Source organism: Nonomuraea sp. NPDC046570 (assembly GCF_040645915.1).
Classification (GTDB): Bacteria; Actinomycetota; Actinomycetes; order Streptosporangiales; family Streptosporangiaceae; genus Nonomuraea.
Genome location: NZ_JBEYZF010000026.1, coordinates 45,856 through 64,908 on the forward strand (window position 1 = coordinate 45,856; position 19,053 = coordinate 64,908).

The following is a 19,053-nucleotide window of genomic DNA, read 5'->3' on the forward strand; positions in this document are numbered from 1 at the left end:
TCAGAACTCGATCTTCTCTCGCCGGGTGACCCGCAGGGTCAGCGCGGCGAAGGTGAGGGTCAGGAAGAACAGCGCCACACCCATGGCGGAGGCGTAGCCGAAACGGGAGTAGCCGAAGGCGTTCTTGTAGATCTCCAGGGCCAGCACGGTGGTGGCGCCACCGGGTCCGCCCTGCTCCATCGACAGCACGTTGACCAGGGCGAAGGCGTCGAACGCGGCGATGCCCAGGTACACCCAGCCGACCTGGACGGTGTCCCAGAGCAGCGGCAGGGTGATGGAGGAGAACATCCGCAGCCGCCCGGCCCCGTCCAGCGCGGCGGCCTCGAACACGTCCTTGGGAATGGCCGCCATGCCCGCGGAGAACAGCACGACGTAGAAGCCGACGGCCTGCCACACCATCACCGCGATGATCGACCACAGGGCCAGCCGCGGGTCGGTGAGCCAGCCGACCGGTTCCAGGCCCAGCTTCGCCAGCACGCCGTTGATCACGCCGCTCTGGTCGGGCCGGTAGACGGCCTTGAACAGCACGCCGACCACGGCCACGGCGAGGACCTGGGGCAGGAAGAACACGACGCGGTAGAACCCCGCGCCCGGGACCCCGGTCATCTTGCCCTCGCGCGTGCCGCCCGCCGCGTTGAGCAAGTAGGCGAAGACCAGGGCGAGGGCGATCGTCAGGAGCGGCAGCGCGACGAGCAGGATCCCGTGGTTGCGCAGGGCCTGCCAGAAGGCGGCGCTGCCCAGCAGCCGGGTGAAGTTGTCCATCCCGACGAAGTTCAGGTTCGCCGACACTCCGCGCCAGTCGGTCAGCGCGATCTGGAACGCCTGGGCGTACGGGCTGATCACGAAGATCGCGTAGAGGGTGACGGGGAGGACGAGGAAACCGGTGACGAAGCCGTACGCGCGCAGCCGCCCCATCGCTCAGACGCTCCGGGTCTGCTTGACGATGGCGGAGTCGGCCTTGAGCTCGTCGGCCTTCTTCTGCATCTCCGCGCAGAACTGCTCGGGGGTGACGCGCCCGGACATGACGGCGTTGGTCTGCGTCTGCCCGTGGTCGAACAGCTCCTTGTACCAGGTCTCGAACCTGGCGTCGGTGATGATGTGCTGCCCCGCGGCCTCCTGCGCCCTGGCGGCGCTGCGCACGGCCGAGGTCAGCTCCAGGCCCTCGACCACGCCGTTGACCACCGTGAGGTTCTTGGTCATCTCGGTGTAGCCGCGCGCGCCCTCCCGGGAGAGCATCTGGCGCAGGTACTCCATGCCGCCCTGCGGGTTCTTGCCCTTGGCCCCGACGAAGAACGCCTCACTGACCCCCACCATGATCGCCTCGTACGGCATGGCGTCCGCACCGGTGACGCTCGGCACGGGGGCGAGGGCGTAGTCGAACCCGGCAGGCTTGTCCTTGGCCATCTCGTTCTCCAGCCACGACCCGCACGGGTAGAACAGCACCTTGTCCTGCAGGTGCTTGATCTGCGTCTGGGTGTGGTCCAGCCCGAGGTAGGCCTTGTCGCCGAAGTCGCGCTGGACGTCGGCCCACGCGGTGACGGCCTTGAGCACCGCGTCGGCCTGCCAGGCGCCGTCGGCCAGGTTGTCGATGTCGACGATCACCTTGTTCCCGCCGATCTTGGCGGCGCTGTAGACCAGGTTCCAGAGCTGGTAGAAGGGGCCGACCTGGCCGGGGTAGGCGAACAGCGCGACGCCGTCCTTCTTGGCCTCCTCGCCGAGCGCGGTGAACTCCTGCCAGGTCTTGGGCGCCTGCCAGCCGCGCTTGGCGAAGAGCTTGGCGTTGTACCAGAGGGCGCGGTGGGCCACGGTGTACTGCAGGACCCGGGGCACGCCGTCGATCAGGGAGTTCTCGTAGACGCCGCCCACCAGCGTCTCGCGTACCGTCTTGGCCGGGTCGGCCAGCGACGGCACCTCGAACAGCGGGGTCAGGTCCGCCACGTGCCCTTCGGCGACCAGGGTCTGCAGGTCGAGGGCCTCGGGTCCGGAGTTGTTGACCACGTCGGGGGTGTCGCCGCTGATGAAGCGGGGGCGAAGCTGCGTGCCGACCTTCTGGGTGGCGACGTGGTTGATCTTCGCCTTGGGGTGGGCCTTGCTGTAGAGCACCTCGTGCAGCTTGGTGGCGTAGCCGTCACCGTTGCCGCCGCTGAAGATGACGACCTCGAGCTGCTTGGCGGAGTCGACGCCGAGGGGGTTGGCGGCGGAGGTGGGGACCGCCGAGGCCGCCCCGGAGGCGGTGGGGGTGGCTGAGCCGCCGGTGGCACAGGCGCTGAGCAGGCCCGCGCCCGGGCCCGCGGCCAGGGCGGCGAGGCCGATCCTGCGCAGGACTTCGCGGCGGTTCGGCTCGCTGGGGGTGTGGGACATCGACGTCCTCCGTGAACCAAAACCGTCTGGATACTTTCCAGACGGTTAGCGGGAGAATAGAAACTTCCGCCGCGCACGTCAACCCCCCGAAACCACCCCTGACCTGGGCATGCTTGAACCGGGACGGGCGCTCGGCGCCCGCCCCGGCAGGGCGTTCGGCTCAGAAGTGTCCGCGCAGCCGGATCTTCGCCTCCTCGCTCGCGCCGATCCGGTCCAGGCCGTTCAGCGCCGCCCCCACGATGGGCGGCACCTCGGCCACGACCTGCTTGGCCCGCGGCGCGCGGGCGGCGAACCGCTCGTCGAGCAACCGCGTCAGCAGCGGATCACGGGCCCGCAGCACGCCGCCGCCCAGCACCACCTCCGTCGGCGTCTCCAGCAACCCCAGGCGGCGCAGGCACACCTCGGCCAGCGACACCACCTCCTCGGCCAAGCGCGTCACCAGCGAGACGGCGACCGCGTCACCCGCCGCCGCGACCGTGAACAACCCGGGCGTCAGCTCCAGCAACCGGATCGGCTCCAGCCGCCCGAAGTGCAGGCCGAGCACGACCTCCTCGACCGTGGCCGCCCCGAAGCGCGCCTTGACCAGACCGGCCAGCGCGGTCGGCTCCCCCCGCCCGTCCTCAGCCCGTACGGCATGCCAGAGCGTCTCCTCGGCCAGCCCCTGCCCCCCTCCCCAGTCGCCGCTGATGCGGCCGAGCGCCGGGAAGCGAGCCACCTGGCCGTTCGGCGAGACGCCGACCGCGTTGATCCCCGCGCCGCACACCACCGCGACGCCCCACGGCTCCGAGGTGGCCGCGCGCAGCAGCGCGAACGTGTCGTTGCCGACCACGACGTCACCGGCGAACCCCCTGGACCTGAACTCCGCGGCCAGCGCCTCCTCCTCGACCGGCAGATCGGCCCCGGCCAGGTAGGCGGCCACCAGACCGGCGTACGGCGGCGCGGCGCCGGGGCCGAGCGCCTGCCGTACCGCCTCCTCCACGACGTCGACGGCCGCGGCCACCCCCGCGCTCTGCGGCAGGAAGGGGCCGCCCCGGCCCTGGCCCAGGATCGTGCCGTCGGAGGCGAGCAGGAGCACGTCGGTCTTGCTGTTGCCGCCGTCGACCGCGAGGACCGTCGTCACCTGGTCACCCACGGCAGGTGCGCGGCGTTGGCGTCCAGCAGCAGGCCGGTCAGCTCGCCGGCGACCGCCTCCTGGCCGATCAGCGGATGGGCGAGCAGCGCGTTGCGGACCCGGTCGGCGCCGCCGCGCAGGGCCGCCTCCAGGGCCAGGCTCTCGTAGGCCGACACGTTCGCGATCAGCCCGGCGTACAGCGGCTCCACGGCGGGCACGGCCAGCGGTACGGCTCCCGCCGCGCCGACGGCGGCGGGCACCTCGATGACGGCCTCGTCGGGCAGGAACGGCAGCGTCCCCGCGTTGCGCACGTTGACCACCTGGGTGTCGCCGCCATCGCCCAGCAGCGAGGCGATGAGCGCCACGGCCGCCTCGGAGTAGTAGGCGCCGCCGCGCTTCTCCAGGAGTCCGGGCTTGGTGTCGACGGCCGGGTCCGCGTACAGCTTCAGCAGTTCGGTCTCCATCGCGGCGACCTCGGCGGCGCGCGACGGCTTGGCCCGCTGCTCGGCCACCACGAGGTCGTGGGCGTAGAAGTAGCGCAGGTAGTAGGAGGGGACCACGCCGAGCCTGGTGAGCAGGGCGGGCGGCAGGCCGATGTCGTCGGCGATGGCCTGGCCGTGCTCGGCCAGCAGTTCCGGCAGCACGTCGACGCCGTCCAGCAGGACGGAGCGCTCCCAGGTGAGGTGGTTCAGCCCGACGTGGCCGAGGCCGATCCGCTCGGGCGCGACGCCCAGGTGCCCGGCGAAGCGCCGCTGGAAGCCGATGGCCACGTTGCAGAGGCCGATGGCGCGGTGCCCGGCGTCCAGCAGGGCGCGGGTCACGATGCCGACCGGGTTGGTGAAGTCCACGATCCAGGCCTCGGGCGCGTGCTCGCGCACCTGCTCGGCCAGCTCCAGCACGACCGGCACGGTGCGCAGCGCCTTGGCCAGGCCGCCCGCGCCGGTGGTCTCCTGCCCGACGCAGCCGCACTCCAGCGGCAGCGTCTCGTCCACAGCGCGGGCGGCCTGTCCGCCCACCCGGAGCTGGAAGAGCACGGCCTGCGCGCCCGCGACGCCCTCCGGGACCGAGGAGGTGGCCACGACGACGGCCGGATGCCCGGCCCTGGCCAGCATGCGGCGCGAGACCCCGGCGACCAGTTCCAGGCGGCGGGGGTCGGGGTCGATGAGGGCGATCTCGGTGAGCGGCAGGTCGTCCCGCAGGCGGGCGAATCCGTCGATCAGTTCTGGGGTGTACGTCGAACCGCCCCCGATTACGGCGAGTTTCAACCCTTTGCTCCCATCTCTGAATTAGGAAAGTTTCCTAACTACATTAGCCGGAGCCCGGCGATCGCGACATCCGGGGGGCGCAGAGCCGTACATATCGCCCCGCCTGGAACTCGAAGTCGCGGGCACCCGCAGTTCTTCGGCACAATGTTCGGATGGCCCGACGTACGACCACACCCCCGCCCGAGGACTTCGAGGAACGGATCGTCGACATCGACGTGTCCTCGGAGATGCGCACGAGTTTCCTCGAGTACGCCTACTCGGTGATCTACCAGCGCGCGCTCCCCGACGCCCGAGATGGTCTCAAGCCCGTCCAGCGGCGCATCCTCTACTCGATGAGCGAGATGGGATTGCGCCCCGACCGCGGGCACGTGAAGTCCTCGCGCGTGGTCGGCGACGTCATGGGCAAGCTGCACCCGCACGGCGACAGCGCCATCTACGACGCGCTGGTCCGGATGGCCCAGCCGTTCTCCATGCGGCTGCCGCTGGTCGACGGGCACGGCAACTTCGGCTCCCCCGACGACCTGCCCGCCGCCATGCGGTACACCGAGGCCCGGCTGACCTCGGCCGCGATGCTCATGGTGCAGTCGCTCGACGAGGACACCGTCGACTTCAAGCCCAACTACGACGGCCAGGAGACCGAGCCCACGGTCATGCCGTCGGCCTTCCCCAACCTCCTGGTCAACGGCACCACCGGCATCGCGGTCGGCATGGCGACCAACATGGCGCCGCACAACCTCACCGAGGTCGTCGCCGCGGCCCGGCACCTGATCAAGAAGCCGGACGCCACGCTCGACGAGCTGATGCGCTTCGTGCCCGGCCCCGACCTGCCGACCGGCGGCTCGATCATCGGCCTGGCCGGCATCCGCGACGCCTACGAGAGCGGGCGCGGCACCTTCCGGATGCGCGCCAAGTGCACGATCGAGCAGGTCACCCCGCGCCGCAGGGGCATCGTCGTCACCGAGCTGCCGTACAACGTGGGCCCCGAGCGGGTGGTCACCAAGATCAAGGAGCTGGTGACCAGCAAGAAGCTCCAGGGCATCTCCGACCTCAAGGACCTCACCGACCGGCACAAGGGCCTGCGCCTGGTCATCGAGATCAAGAACGGTTTCATCCCCGAGGCGGTGCTGGACGAGCTCTACCGGCTCACGCCGATGGAGGAGACCTTCGGCATCAACAACGTGGCGCTCGTCGACGGCGAGCCGCGCACGCTGGGGCTGAAGGAGCTGCTGCGGGTCTACGTCGACCACCGCCTGGAGGTCGTCCGCCGCAGGTCCGAGCACCGCCGCCGCAAGCGCGAGGAGCGCCTGCACCTGGTCGACGGACTGATCGTCGCGCTGCTCAACATCGACGAGGTCATCCAGGTCATCCGCTCCTCCGACGACTCCGGCCAGGCGCGCACCCGCCTGATGGAGGTCTTCGAGCTGTCGGAGATCCAGGCCGCCTACATCCTCGACACGCCGCTGCGCCGGCTGACCCGCTTCGACAAGCTGGAGCTGGACAGCGAGAAGCGGACGCTGAGCGAGGAGATCGCCGAGCTGACCGAGATCCTCTCCTCGCCCGAGCGGCTGCGCCAGGTGGTCTCCGGCGAGCTGGCCCAGGTCGCCAAGCAGTACGGCACGCCGCGCCGTACCGTGCTGCTGGAGTCGTCGGGCGTGGTGCGCAACACGGCCGTATCGCTGGAGGTGGCCGACGACCCGTGCCTGGCGCTGCTGTCGTCCACCGGGCTGCTGGCCCGCACGAGCGACGCCACACCGCTGGCCGGCGGGGACGAGCGGTCCGCCCACGACGTGCTGATCTCCGCGGTCCGCACCTCCGTGCGCGGCGACGTGGGAGTGGTGACCTCGCTGGGCCGCATGATCCGCGTGTCCGTGGTCGACCTGCCCACCCTGCCGCCGTCGGCCAACCCGCCGTCGCTGTCGGGCGGCCATCCCGTGGCCGAGTACATCACGCTCGAACCCGGGGAGAGCGTGGTCGGCCTGGGCTCCTTCGACCCGGACGGGCCCGGTCTCGCGCTGGGCACCGCGCAGGGCGTGGTGAAGCGGGTGGTGCCCGACTACCCCGCCAACCGCGACGACTTCGAGGTGATCACGCTCAAGGACGGGGACCTGGTGGTCGGCGCCGTCGAGCTGGAGTCCGAGGCGCACGACCTGGTGTTCATCACCTCCGAGGCGCAACTGCTGCGCTTCCAGGCCACGCTGGTGCGCCCGCAGGGGCGGCCCGCGGGCGGCATGGCCGGGATCAAGCTCGACGGGGCCGCGAAGGCGATCTGGTTCGGCGCGGTCGATCCCGGACGGCCCGCCCAGGTGGTGACGGTCGCCGGATCGTCCACCGCGCTGCCCGGCACGCAGGTCGGCGGCGGCAAGATCTCCGACTACGCCGAGTTCCCCGCCAAGGGCAGGGCGACGGGCGGCGTACGGGCACAGCGTTTCCTCAAGGGAGAGGACGTGCTCCTGCTGGCCTGGGCCGGTCCCGCGCCCGCCAAGGCGGTGTCGGCGGTGGGCAAGCCGGTCCCGCTGCCGGAGGAGATCGGACGCCGCGACGGCTCCGGCGTACGGCTGACGCACACGATCGTGGCGGTCGGCGGCTCCCTCGCCGCCGACACCGCCCCACCGCCCGCCTAGCCCGCCTCCCCTTCCCGCTCCGGGCCAGGCAGCCCGGGGCGGGGCTTCAGGAGGAGGGCGCGAGAGAGGGCAGGGCGAGCAGGAGCTCGCAGGGCTCGCCGCCGTACCAGTCACGGATGAGGCGGGCCCCCTTCTCACCAGGGTCGAACGTGCCGAGGTCGAAGAATCCGGCCTTGACCAGCAGGTCGATGAGCGGATCGTCGCCGGGCAGGCTCTCGGCGTAGGCGGCGGCGTCGAGGAGCGCGAGGGCGCTCCGCGCGTTGCGGCCGTCGTCGTGGGTCTCCACCCGGTCCAGGCGCCGTCTGGCCTGCGCGCGGAGGTAGACGCCAAGCGATTCGGTCCTGCTCACAGCAACCTCCTTCGATCACGCACCAAGGGCTACGACATCATCACGCAAAGTGAGGGGTGATCGTGGGATCTTCGCCAACTCGGCCCCGGAAATCATCAGGAAACGGGCGTACGCCATCATCAGTCACATGAGCGCGTTCGACGACATCCTGCAGGCCAACCAGAAGTACGTGGGAGGGTTCGCCTACTCGGGACTCACCGGCAAGGCGGCGCGCGGTCTCGCCGTCGTCACGTGCATGGACTCCCGCATCGACCCGCTCGGCCTGCTGGGCCTCAAGGCGGGCGACGCCAAGATCCTGCGCAACGCGGGCGCCCGGGTGACCGACGACGTCCTGCGGACGCTGGTGCTGGCCGTGTACCTGCTCGGGGTCGAGCGGGTGCTGGTGATGCCGCACACGGACTGCGGCATGTCGAAGGTCACCGACGCGGACGTGCACGCGCTGACGTACGCGCAGGGGGTCGACACGCGCAGCCTGGAGTTCCACACCGTCCCCGACCAGAGCGCCGCCCTGCGCCACGACCTGACCCGGATCAGGACCAGCCCGTTCCTGCCCGACAAGCTGCCGGTGGCCGGGGCGATCTACGACGTCCACACCGGCGGCCTGGTTCCGGTCGAGATGCCATAACTTCCCACCCCGGGGAATTTCCGGAAACGGCTTCTCGCGGTTGTACGGTGGCCTCACCGCGTACTGGCGGGAGGAGGTCGGGCATGAACGTGCTCGTCGTCGCGGACTGGGTGCTGCTCGCCGTCGCGGTGGTGTGTGCCTTCGTGGGGGTGCCGGAGTCGTGGACGGTGCGGGCCGCGGCGCTCCTGGGCGGTCGTGAGGCCGGTGCGAGAGGCTCCGACACTGTGCTGACCGAGGAGTTCCGCGCTCTGTTGGACGCCCTGGCCGACCGTCCCCGAAGTGACGAGGCCGATCTTCTGGCGTGGCGGCTGGACCGGTTGACCGTCCGCTCGCGCAAGCTCGTGTGCGAGCTCATTGACACCGACAGCGCGCCGGCGCGCGATCAGGCCGTCGACGAGCTGGCCCTCTTGCTGTGCATGTCAACCGGCGCCGGCAAGACCCAGTCCGCCGTCCTGCACCGGCTGGCCACCTCCCGGAGGGGGGCGACGTTCGGGTCTCTCCGCTCCGGTCGGACGAGGTACCTGGTGCACGGGACACCCGGTAGCGGCAGATCGGCTCTGATCGCGCGCATGATGGCGGAGGCCGGCCGCTCCAGCGGATACCGCGACCTACGGATGGCCCTGCACAAGCTGTGGTCCCATCTCACCGACCAGAACGAACCACGTGATCCGGAAGCGGATTGGACGGCGCTCGTTCTCGCCTCCCTCCTGTTCGCGGACGCCCCCTGGCCGAGCCGCGCGAGCCTGCTGCGGGAGCTGCCGTGGCAGGCGTTCAGGGCCGTCGAGAGTGCCGTCGGCCGCGCCGAGACCCACCTGTTCGTGCTCACCCGGCGATGCCTCGGCGAACTGCGCGCACAAATCACACGCGCCCTGACCTTCCCCGCGAACGCCGCCCTGCACCCGCCGGGCGCGCTCATGACCTCGCTTCCCCGGGTGACGAGGGGCCCGACCGCCTCGCGGTCCGTCCTGGTCATGTCCGTCAGCGGGTAGCCCTGTCGCTCCCCGCCTTTCCGGGGAGTGCTCCCATGCTCGATCCTCTCCTGCGCCTGCTCGTGGCGCTGGGCGAGACCGCGGCCTGGATCGGCGTGTTCGCCGCGGCCGTCGTCGGCGCCTTCGTGTTGTACGTGGGCGTGGCCCTGTGCGCCGCGCTGTTCACCGCCCGGACGCCCGACGACCGGGCGTACAAGTACAAGATCCTGCTGAGGCTGCTGTCCCTGTTCCAGGGCAGGCGGAAGTGAACGCGCCCGCCCGCCTGCGCGGACGCCCTCGCGCGTGCCCGGACGAGGTGCTGCGAAGGGTGGTCGCCCTGCGACAGGCAGGCGCCATCTACGCCGACATCTGCGCGGCCCTCAACGCCGAGGGCGTCCCCACCCCGGGCGGCGGCCACCGCTGGTGGCCCTCCCACATCTGCAGGCTCCTCCGCACCCGAGACGCCCAGCGCCTCCTCAACGCGCCTCCCTGAGCCCCACAGCCCCCGCTGAGGCCCTCCCAGCCGTGCCCATGCCTTCCGGCTACGACTGGGAAGCCCGTGGTGGAGGTCCTCCACCACGGGCCGTTCGTCTGGGATGGTCAGGCGTCGATGTGGTCGCGGTCGACTTCCGCGGCGCTGTTGACGATGAACTCGCGGCGGGGGGCGACCTCGCTGCCCATCAGCAGGTCGAAGATGCGCTCCCCGGCCTGGGCGTCCTCGATGCGGACGCGGCGCAGGATCCGGTGGCGCGGATCCATGGTGGTCTCGGCCAGCTGGTCGGCGTCCATCTCGCCCAGACCCTTGTACCGCTGCACCGGGTCCTTCCAGCGCTTGTTCCGCTTCTGCAGGTCGCGCAGCACCTTCTGCAGCTCGGCGTCGGAGTAGCAGTAGATGTACTTCTCCTGGCCCCGCCCGGGGTTGGTGAGCTCGATGCGGTGCAGCGGCGGCACGGCGGCGAAGACCCGGCCCGCCTCGACCAGCGGACGCATGTAGCGGTGGAAGAGGGTGAGCAGCAGGCAGCGGATGTGGGCGCCGTCGACGTCGGCGTCCGCCATCAGGATGATCTTGCCGTAGCGGGCCGCCTCCAGGTCGAAGGACCGGCCCGACCCGGCGCCGACCACCTGGATGATCGAGGCGCACTCGGCGTTCTTGAGCATGTCGCTCACGGACGCCTTCTGCACGTTGAGGATCTTGCCGCGGATCGGCAGCAGGGCCTGGAACTCCGAGTCACGGGCCAGCTTGGCCGTACCGAGGGCGGAGTCCCCCTCGACGATGAACAGCTCGCTGCGGTCGACGTCGTCACTGCGGCAGTCGACGAGCTTGGCCGGCAGCGCCGAGTTCTCCAGAGCACTCTTGCGGCGCTGGTTGTCACGATGCTCACGGGCCGCGATGCGCGCCTTCGCGGCGGTGACGATCTTCTCCAGTACGGCACGCAACTGCTGCTTGAAGCCGCGCGGCGGGTTGGCGAACAGCTCCTTCAGCTCGCGCGAGACGACGTGCGAGACGATGCGGGTGGCCGCCGAGGTGCCGAGCACCTCCTTGGTCTGCCCCTCGAACTGCGGCTCCGGCACGCGGACGGTCACGACGGCGGTCAGGCCCTCAAGGATGTCCTCCTTGCTGACCGGGTCGTCGCCGTTCTTGAGCAGGCGGGTCTCGCGCAACTGCTCGTTGAGGGTCTTGACCAGGCCGCGCTCGAACCCGGTCAGATGGGTGCCGCCCTTGGCGGTGGCGATCACGTTGACGAAGGAGCGCACGGCCGAGTCGTAGCCCTTGCCCCAGCGCACCGCCACGTCGACGGTCAGCTCGCGCTGCACCTCGGTGGGCGTCATGTGGCCCTGGTCGTCGAGGACGGGCACGGTCTCGTGGAAGTGGCCGACGCCCTGCAGCCGCAGCACCTCGCACACCGCCTCGTCGCGGGCGAGGAACTCGGTGAACTCGGAGATGCCGCCGTCGAAGTGGAACTCCTCCTCGGTGCGCTCCTCGCCCCTGCCGTCGATCACGGACAAGGTGAGGCCGGGCACGAGGAAGGCGGTCTGGCGCAGCCGGACGTGGATCTCGTCGAGGGAGACCTCGGCGTCCGGCAGGAAGATCTGCCGGTCGGCCCAGAACCTGACCCTGGTGCCGGTGACGCGCTGGTTCAGCTTGCCGCCGTCGCGCAGGCCGGACTTCTTCTTGAACTTGGCGGTGGGCCCGTCGCCGTCGAACACGCCGGGCACGCCGCGCCTGAAGCTGATCTCGTGGATCTTGCCATCGCGGTCGACCTCGACGTCGAGGCGCGCGGACAGGGCGTTGACCACGGAGGCGCCGACGCCGTGCAGGCCGCCCGAGGCGCCGTAGGAGCCGCCGCCGAACTTTCCGCCGGCGTGCAGCTTGGTGTAGACGAGCTCGACTCCGGCGAGGCCGCTCTTGGGCTCGACGTCGACCGGGATGCCGCGGCCGTTGTCGCGGACCTCGATCGAGCCGTCGGCGTACAGCTCGACGTCGATGCGGGTGCAGTGGCCCGCGAGCGCCTCGTCGACGCCGTTGTCCACGATCTCCCACAGGCAGTGCATGAGCCCGCGGCTGTCGGTGGATCCGATGTACATACCAGGGCGCTTGCGGACGGCCTCAAGGCCTTCAAGCACCGACAGGTGACGAGCCGTGTAACCCGCCTCCACTACCGTCACTCCCGCTCCCTGGGTCTATCGATCGAACACGTGTGCGCAGCCTACCGTTCTTCCCGCTGACGCGGGTACAAGCTTGCCAGCACGGCACGTTTGCCGTGACCAACGGCGTGTTCGGCGTTACCTCCGGACACATTCCGCTCTCGGCGTAGAGACCAGGTGATTGGGAACGTCCTCGTCCGGTTAGATGTTGTCCAAGTGACTGACGCCAGATCCTCGCTTCGGCGGGGGTGACCCGAAAGGCGATACGTGACTGGAGCTCTCGCCCCCGTTAAGCCGCTGACGGCCCTCGACCGCTGCGACCGTTGCGGCGCCCAGGCATACATTCGCGCGACCCTGCCGGTAGGCGGGGAGCTGCTGTTCTGCGCCCACCACGGGCGTCAGCACGTGGCCGCGTTGCGCGATAAGGGCGCCGACATCCTGGACGAGTCCGCCCGTCTCAGCGAAACTCCCTCATCCTCTAGATCAGAAGAACGCTAGATAATTCCATAGCACGACGAACGAACGCGGCGGCCGCCGTTCCCGGGGCCGTCGCGTTCGCTTTTCACTTGATTCTGTAGTGGTATCCACTGCTTTCGGTGAATCCTTCACCCCGGTAGAAGTCCACGGCGGCCGTGTTCTCCGCCATGACGACGAGGTACGCCGACCGGGCGCCCGCCCGCGCGCCCTGCCGTACCAGCGCGCGCAGCACACTGCGGGCCAGCCCGCGCCGCCGCACCCGCGGCAGCGTCGCCATGCAGTAGACACCCACGGTGTCCCCCTGGAGTACGGCCCGCCCGACCGCGACCGCCGTCCCGCCCTCCTCCACCGCGGCGTACCAGGCCGGTACCCCGCCGGCGATGCGCTCGGCCGTCTCGTATCCCTCGCCATAGCGCCCGTCGACCGACCACCACGACTCCAGCCAGCCCGCCCAGGTCCGCTCCTCGATCCGCACCTCGTGCGCGATCCCGGTGTCCGCGACCGGCCCGGTCATGCACAGCACCGGGTCGGCGAGCCGGTAGCCGCGCTCCTCCAGCACCCCGTCGAGCCCGGCCGGTGCCTGCCCGCCCAGCGTGAACAGTGTGGGCAGCCCGCGATCGGCGTAGTACTTCTCCGCCGCCTCGATCACCCCGTCCAGGTCCGCCGGCTCGCCGATCACCATGACGGAGTTGGCCCGCTTGGTCACACCTCCAGCGCTTCTGAACGTCCAGCCGTCCACGGTCTCCCGCTCCAGCGCGGGCCAGGCCTGATCAATCAACGCCTCAAAATCCATAGAAACGGACACGAACGGCACTCTAACCACAGAACTACCCCTGACGCCTGGCGAGGCGACTCCGCGCCTCACTCCACAAGATTCACCCCGCCCTTCGGGCGTGTCGGGCGTGTCGAAGAGAAGGTGTCCGCGGGCAGAGTGTGGCCGTACATGGGGGTATGGGCGGTTCGTGCCGCGGGTTCGGGTGGGACCGGGTCCCGGGGTGGAGGGTGAGACTAATAAGCTGCGGGATCGTGTTGATTCTGTTGCCGCCGTCGGAGGGCAAGGCGTCCCAGGGGAACGGTCCACCGCTGGGCGAGCTGTCCTTCCCCGCGCTCGCCAAGCCTCGCGAGCGGGTGCTCAAAACCCTCATGCGGGTGTCCAAGGGACGCGGCGCGCTGACCACGCTCGGGCTGACCGAGGGGCTCGCGCCTGAGCTGGCCAAGAATCTGGCCCTGCGCGAGGCGGCCACCCTCCCGGCGGCCGAGCTGTACACAGGGGTGCTGTACGACAACCTGGGGCTGGCGACCCTCTCCCCCGCCGCCCGGGCCAGGGCCGAGGAGTCCGTGCTGATCTTCTCCGGGCTGTGGGGCGTGCTCAGGATCAGCGATCGCGTGCCGCCGTACCGGCTGTCGATGGGGGTCGCGCTGCCGTCCGTCGGCGGGCTGGCCGCGTACTGGCGGCCGAAGCTGGCCAAGGAGCTCGATCGCCTGCCGGGGCTGGTCGTCGACATGCGTTCGGTCACGTACACCGCCGCCTGGCAGCCCGGCGGGCGGGCGGTGGCGGTGCGGGTCCTCAGGGACGGCAAGGTCGTCAGCCACATGGCCAAGGCCACCAGGGGCGAGATCGCCCGAGCCCTCCTGGAGTGCGGCGCGGCCCCGTCGACGCCGGACGAACTGGCCAAGATCCTCGACGACCTCGGCTACGCGGCCCGCCTGGGCGAAGCCCCCCGAGCCGGCAAACCGTGGACCCTCGACGTGGACGTCACCGACGAATCCACACCGAAGTGAACGCACAAAGGGGTACGGCTCGCGCGAGCCGTACCCCTTCGAGACGCGAGAACCTAGTCCAGGTAGTCGCGCAGAACCTGCGACCGGGACGGGTGACGCAGCTTGGACATCGTCTTCGACTCGATCTGGCGGATCCGCTCACGGGTCACGCCATAGACCTTGCCGATCTCGTCGAGTGTCTTGGGCTGGCCGTCGGTGAGACCGAACCGCATCGACACGACGCCCGCCTCGCGCTCCGACAGCGTGTCGAGAACGGAGTGCAGCTGCTCCTGCAGCAGCGTGAAGCTGACGGCGTCGGCCGGCACGATGGCCTCGGAGTCCTCGATGAGGTCTCCGAACTCGCTGTCACCCTCCTCACCGAGGGGGGTGTGCAGCGAGATGGGCTCGCGCCCGTACTTCTGGACCTCGACGACCTTCTCGGGCGTCATGTCCAGCTCGCGGGCGAGTTCCTCCGGCGTGGGCTCGCGGCCGAGGTCCTGCAGCATCTGCCGCTGCACCCTGGCCAGCTTGTTGATCACTTCGACCATGTGGACCGGGATGCGGATGGTCCGCGCCTGGTCGGCCATGGCCCTGGTGATCGCCTGCCGGATCCACCACGTGGCGTAGGTGGAGAACTTGTAACCCTTGGTGTAGTCGAACTTCTCCACGGCCCTGATCAGACCGAGGTTGCCCTCCTGGATCAGGTCGAGGAAGAGCATGCCACGCCCGGTGTAACGCTTGGCCAGCGAGACGACCAGGCGCAGGTTGGCCTCGAGCAGGTGGTTCTTGGCCCGGCGACCGTCTTCGGCGATCCATTCGAGTTCGGCTCGCACGTCGACGGGCAGCTTCTCGACCTCGCCGCCGAGCTGCTCCTCGGCGAACAGGCCCGCCTCGATGCGCTTGGCCAGCTCGACCTCCTGCTCGGCGTTGAGCAGGGGGACCTTGCCGATCTGCTTCAGGTAGTCCTTGACCGGGTCGGCGGTGGCTCCGGCGGCGGCGACCTGCGCCACGGGGGCGTCGTCGTCGTCGTCGGACAGGATGAGGACTTCTTCCTCGGCGACCTTGGCGACGGCCTCGGGCTTGGGCTCCTCGTCGGTGTCGTCGTCGGCCTCGGCCTCCACCTCGGAGTCCGATTCGGCGACGACCTCCTCCTCGACGTCGATGTCCTCGAGGTCTTCCAGCTCGACGTCGCCGTCGAGCTCGATGTCCTCGTCATCGTCGTCGGAGGACTTGGGCTTGGTATCGGCCGGGCCCGTTCCGTTCTCGGGCTTGGCCTTCTTGGCGGGAGCCGCCGCCTTCTTGGCCGCGGGAGCGGCCTTCTTGGCGGGTGCCGCCTTCTTGGCGGCGGGCTCGGCTTCGGCTGCGCCCACGACCGCGGTCACGGTCTCGGGCTGCTGCTCTTTGGCGGCCGCTGCGGCCTTCGTCTTGACGGGGGCAGCGGTGCGGCGCTTTGCTGGTCCACGAGACTTCTTCGGCGCCGCCGAGTCAGCGGCGGTGAGCCGGACGGTCACGCCCTCTTTGCTGAGGGTCCGCAGGACCCCCGCGGCTTGCGACATCGGGATGTCCGCCTCCTCGAAGGCCTGGCGGACATCCTCAGACTCGAGGAAACCCTGCGAGCGCCCACGCTCGAGCAGTCGCTGAATGACGGGCTCGTTCAGCTCAGATGGCTTCGAGCGAGTCGAACTTGCAGGCGACACGAACACCTCTCGAACGAACGCATGGCGACAATGGACCCAGATGCCCGCTGGGGGGCGATGCCTCTCTCGGAAGAGTTGGTGCGGCCGTGCGGATCGCGACGGACCTGCCCAGCATTCTGGCACGACCACGGACTCAACACGGCCACCTCCCGGCGGTTGACCTCCACCCTAGGCCGACCTGAACAGTAGTGCGTACCGGAAGCGGGCCACTGATACCCGAAAGCAACCCTTATGACTGTTTCATTCAGTCACTCTTCGTGGCAGCGGGAACGTGGATCGCGAGCGCGGTGACATCGTCATCCTGCTCATATCCGGACAGCATCCTGTCAACCAGGAAGTCCAGCAGCATATGCGGATTACTCACCACTTCAGGTGGCGCTTCGGTTACAACCGAGCAAAGCTCCGCGAGTCCCGTGTCCAGCCCTCGTTTGCGGTTCTCCACCATGCCGTCGGAGTACAGCACGGCGGTGTGGCCGGGCGGGACCACGAACCTGAACTGCCGACGCGAGGTGGGCCAGCCGAGCGGCGTGCCGGGCTGGGCGTCGCAGAGGACCGCGGTGCCCTGCGGGGAGACCAGCACGGGCGGCGGGTGACCGGCCAGCGCCAGCGTGCCCTCTCCGGTGCCGGGCTCGACGACCATGTACGCCAGGGTCGTGACCTGCTCTTCCTCCTCCGTCGCCTCGAAGACCCGGTCGAGACCCGTGAGCACCGCCGCGGGCGGCGGATTGGTCAGCGCCAGGGCGCGCATGGCGTTGCGGATGCGGCCCATGCCCGCCGCGGCCTTGACGCCCTTGCCCATGACGTCGCCCACCACCGCCGCGACCCGGCCGTCCTGCAGCACGAACGCGTCGTACCAGTCGCCGCCGACCTGCACATGGCGGCTGCCCGAGCGGAAGCGCTGGGCCAGCACGAGGCCCTTGACCACCGGCAGGCGGTCGGGCAGCAGGCTGCGCTGCAGCGTCTCGGCGGTGCGGTGCTCACGCTCGAACAGCGTGGCGCGCTCGACGGCCAGCGCGCACTGCCCGGCCAGCGCCTCCAGGAAGACGCCGTCCTCCTGGGAGATCTTCTGCGGCCTGGTGAAGGAGAAGCGCAGCGCCCCGAGGGCCCGGCCGGCCGCCAGCAGCGGCAGGCCCACCCAGGCCCGCTCGTCGCTCTGGGCCAGGTAGCCGGTCAGCACGTCCACCTCGCCGCCGGCGTCCAGGAGCTGCGCCTTCAGGCTCTCGGGCGACTCGGCGAAGACCGGCCTGCGGCTGTTGACCGCCATGGTCATCACGTTGGACTGGGAGAGCGGGATCTCCTCGCCCGACATGCCGGACACGTCGGAGCCGCCACCGCCGTTGATCACCTTGAGCGCGGCCCGGTCGGGGTCCAGCAGCGCGACCGCCGAGCGGTCCGCGGCCAGGGCCGTACGGCCGACGTCGATGATGACCTGGACGACCTGCTCCACGGTCAGCGCCTCGGCCAGTATGGCCGTGGCGCCCTGCAGCCTGGCGGTCCGCAGGGCAGCCGCGCCGAGCTGGTCGGTCAGCCTGCCGCGCATCTCCTCGGCCTCGCGCTGCGGGGTGACGTCGGTGTTGGCGCCGACCCACTCCACCACCCGGCCGTGCCTGATGATCGGCACGGCCCGCACCTCGAAGTAGCGGTAGCCGCTGGCCCTGGTGCGGACCCGGTAGTTCCACTCGAACATGGTCCGGCCGCGCAGGGCCTCGCGCCACACCTCCTCGGTGTGCTGGCGCTCGTCGGGGTGCACGGCCTCCAGCCAGCCGAGCGCGAGGTACTCCTCCAGGCCCTGGCCGGTGATGGCGCGCCACTGGGGCGCGTCCTCGATGACCGCGCCGGTGGGCGAGGTGATCCAGACGAGCTGGGACTGCGCTTCGACGAGCGAGCGGTAACGCTCCTCGCTCCGGCGCAGGTCCTCCTCGGTCTGGCGGCTCTCGGTCACGTCGGCCCCGACCAGCGCGACCGCGCGCAGCTCGCCCTGGTCGTCGTGCACAGGCGAGAACGACAGCGACCAGTGCCGCGTGTCGCCCTCGGCCGTCCGGACCCGCACACGGCCCTCGGTGACCGGGCCGTCACTCTCCAGGACACCCTGGACGGCGTGTGCGATGAGCTGGCTGAGATCGGCGGGCAGCGCCTCGGCCGGCAACTCGCCGGCCAGGCGGTCCACGGGCACGCCGACGATGTCGGTGAAGACGTCGTTGACCCGCTGGATGCGACCTTCGGGATCGAAGAAGGCGAAGGCGAACTCCGCCTCGGACATCAGGCCCCTGAACAGACCGGAGTCGGAGATGTCCACACCCGACTCCCGGGGACGGGGCACGGAGGTCTCGGCGCTCATGGTCGGCACCTCCATCGCGTGCCAGGGTCTCCCACGCGGCACATCTCCATAACTGTGTTTCGGCGTAGCGCATCTCCGGGCGACCGGATTCTGCTGTACATCATCGGCGATGGGCATGCGCGGACGGAAGCCCCGGGCGCCATACGGTCAACGCATCCTGTCAAAATCGCTCCACTGTGCGCAGCAAGATCAAGCTACTGGGCCTTGGCGGCCTTCTTCGCCTCCTGTTTGGCGGCGCGGACCCTGTCCAGACTCTCGGCGTCGACGACGTCGGCCACCGAGCGATGGGAGCCCTCCTCGCCGTAGGGTCCGGCGGCCTCGCGCCAGCCGGGCGGCCGGACGCCGAGCTGCTTGCCCAGCAGGGCCAGGAAGATCTGCGCCTTCTGCCTGCCGTACCCTGGAAGCTCCTGCAGCCTCCTGAGTAGTTCCCGGCCGTCCGTGACATCGGTCCAGATCCCCTCGGGAGCGCCGTCGTAGTGCTCGACGAGGTAGGCCGCGAGCGCCTGCACTCTGCCCGCCATCGAGGTCGGGTAACGATGAACGGCGGGTTTGCGCGCGAGCAGTGCCGCGAACGCCTCAGGATCATAGGACGCGATCTCCTCGGCCGTCAGGTCGTGCCCGAGCCGCTCGGAGATGGTGTAGGGGCCGGTGAAGGCCCACTCCATCGCCACCTGCTGGTCGAGCAACATGCCGACGAGCAGGGCGAGTGGACTGCGGCCGAGCAGTGCGTCGGCCTCAGTCCGCTGGGCGAGCTGGATGCGCATGGCAACAGCTTCGCACGAAAGGCTCGCCGAAGAAGCGAACACAGACCGCAGAGAGGGTTGACACTCGCCC

General features: G+C 70.1%; 17 protein-coding genes. 7 read left to right on the plus strand and 10 right to left on the minus strand.

The annotated features are described in order from the left end of the window. The 4 genes from ABZ911_RS31750 to ABZ911_RS31765 all read right to left on the minus strand — a co-directional run bounded on the left by ABZ911_RS31750 (position 1) and on the right by ABZ911_RS31765 (position 4,737). Positions 1-915, minus strand: coding sequence for a sugar ABC transporter permease (locus ABZ911_RS31750; RefSeq protein ID WP_358064190.1), 915 nt, complete (start codon positions 913-915; stop codon positions 1-3). A gap of 3 nt (positions 916-918) precedes the next feature. Further along, a complete protein-coding gene (ngcE, locus tag ABZ911_RS31755; protein ID WP_358064193.1) occupies positions 919-2,361 on the minus strand; it encodes an N-acetylglucosamine/diacetylchitobiose ABC transporter substrate-binding protein in 1,443 nt (480 codons plus the stop codon). Positions 2,362-2,521: 160 nt separating this feature from the next. Beyond that, a complete protein-coding gene (locus tag ABZ911_RS31760) occupies positions 2,522-3,481 on the minus strand; it encodes a BadF/BadG/BcrA/BcrD ATPase family protein (RefSeq protein WP_358064196.1) in 960 nt (319 codons plus the stop codon). Then, positions 3,478-4,737, minus strand: a complete 1,260-nt coding sequence (locus ABZ911_RS31765; RefSeq protein WP_358064199.1) for a 6-phospho-beta-glucosidase — start codon at positions 4,735-4,737, stop codon at positions 3,478-3,480. The genes ABZ911_RS31760 and ABZ911_RS31765 overlap by 4 nt, the downstream gene beginning before the upstream one ends. A 152-nt stretch (positions 4,738-4,889) precedes the next feature. Here ABZ911_RS31765 and ABZ911_RS31770 point away from each other — a divergent pair, with 152 nt between their 5' ends. Next, the gene (locus ABZ911_RS31770; RefSeq protein ID WP_358064201.1) at positions 4,890-7,358 is read left to right on the plus strand and encodes a DNA topoisomerase IV subunit A; all 2,469 of its coding nucleotides are present in this window, start codon (positions 4,890-4,892) and stop codon (positions 7,356-7,358) included. A 46-nt stretch (positions 7,359-7,404) separates the two neighbouring features. On the opposite strand, the gene ABZ911_RS31775 is transcribed toward ABZ911_RS31770, so the two are convergent. Next, positions 7,405-7,707 (minus strand): hypothetical protein, encoded by a 303-nt coding sequence (locus tag ABZ911_RS31775; protein WP_358064204.1) that lies wholly within the window; start codon positions 7,705-7,707, stop codon positions 7,405-7,407. A gap of 127 nt (positions 7,708-7,834) precedes the next feature. Here ABZ911_RS31775 and ABZ911_RS31780 point away from each other — a divergent pair, with 127 nt between their 5' ends. The 4 genes from ABZ911_RS31780 (at position 7,835) to ABZ911_RS31795 (ending at position 9,793) form a co-directional block, all read left to right on the plus strand. Beyond that, positions 7,835-8,332 carry a carbonic anhydrase gene (locus tag ABZ911_RS31780; protein ID WP_358064207.1) on the plus strand — a complete coding sequence of 166 codons (498 nt, stop codon included), beginning with the start codon at positions 7,835-7,837 and terminating at the stop codon, positions 8,330-8,332. 83 nt (positions 8,333-8,415) lie between these two features. Beyond that, entirely contained in the window at positions 8,416-9,321 is a 906-nt protein-coding gene (locus ABZ911_RS31785; RefSeq protein WP_358064210.1) for a hypothetical protein, read from the plus strand. Positions 9,322-9,356: 35 nt separating this feature from the next. Continuing rightward, on the plus strand, positions 9,357-9,569 hold the full coding sequence (locus tag ABZ911_RS31790) for a hypothetical protein (RefSeq protein WP_358064213.1): 213 nt from the start codon (positions 9,357-9,359) through the stop codon (positions 9,567-9,569). Beyond that, the gene (locus ABZ911_RS31795) at positions 9,566-9,793 is read left to right on the plus strand and encodes a recombinase family protein (RefSeq protein WP_358064216.1); all 228 of its coding nucleotides are present in this window, start codon (positions 9,566-9,568) and stop codon (positions 9,791-9,793) included. The genes ABZ911_RS31790 and ABZ911_RS31795 overlap by 4 nt, the downstream gene beginning before the upstream one ends. Positions 9,794-9,900: 107 nt before the next feature. On the opposite strand, the gene ABZ911_RS31800 is transcribed toward ABZ911_RS31795, so the two are convergent. Next, on the minus strand, positions 9,901-11,967 hold the full coding sequence (locus ABZ911_RS31800) for a DNA topoisomerase IV subunit B (protein ID WP_358064219.1): 2,067 nt from the start codon (positions 11,965-11,967) through the stop codon (positions 9,901-9,903). 246 nt (positions 11,968-12,213) lie between these two features. Here ABZ911_RS31800 and ABZ911_RS31805 point away from each other — a divergent pair, with 246 nt between their 5' ends. After that, positions 12,214-12,444, plus strand: a complete 231-nt coding sequence (locus ABZ911_RS31805; protein WP_358064222.1) for a hypothetical protein — start codon at positions 12,214-12,216, stop codon at positions 12,442-12,444. A 64-nt stretch (positions 12,445-12,508) separates the two neighbouring features. Here the strand turns inward: ABZ911_RS31805 and ABZ911_RS31810 are convergent, their stop codons facing one another. Continuing rightward, positions 12,509-13,201 (minus strand): GNAT family N-acetyltransferase, encoded by a 693-nt coding sequence (locus ABZ911_RS31810; protein ID WP_358064225.1) that lies wholly within the window; start codon positions 13,199-13,201, stop codon positions 12,509-12,511. Positions 13,202-13,449: 248 nt separating this feature from the next. On the opposite strand from ABZ911_RS31810, the gene ABZ911_RS31815 reads away from it, so the two are divergent. After that, on the plus strand, positions 13,450-14,205 hold the full coding sequence (locus ABZ911_RS31815) for a peroxide stress protein YaaA (protein ID WP_358064228.1): 756 nt from the start codon (positions 13,450-13,452) through the stop codon (positions 14,203-14,205). Between the two features lie 53 nt (positions 14,206-14,258). Here the strand turns inward: ABZ911_RS31815 and ABZ911_RS31820 are convergent, their stop codons facing one another. The 3 genes from ABZ911_RS31820 to ABZ911_RS31830 all read right to left on the minus strand — a co-directional run bounded on the left by ABZ911_RS31820 (position 14,259) and on the right by ABZ911_RS31830 (position 18,983). Continuing rightward, entirely contained in the window at positions 14,259-15,881 is a 1,623-nt protein-coding gene (locus ABZ911_RS31820; protein WP_358064231.1) for an RNA polymerase sigma factor, read from the minus strand. 244 nt (positions 15,882-16,125) lie between these two features. Continuing rightward, a complete protein-coding gene (locus ABZ911_RS31825; RefSeq protein ID WP_358064234.1) occupies positions 16,126-18,219 on the minus strand; it encodes a SpoIIE family protein phosphatase in 2,094 nt (697 codons plus the stop codon). Between the two features lie 194 nt (positions 18,220-18,413). Further along, positions 18,414-18,983: an HhH-GPD-type base excision DNA repair protein gene (locus tag ABZ911_RS31830; RefSeq protein WP_358064237.1), complete on the minus strand. Its 570-nt coding sequence runs from the start codon at positions 18,981-18,983 to the stop codon at positions 18,414-18,416. Between the last annotated feature and the right edge of the window lie 70 nt (positions 18,984-19,053).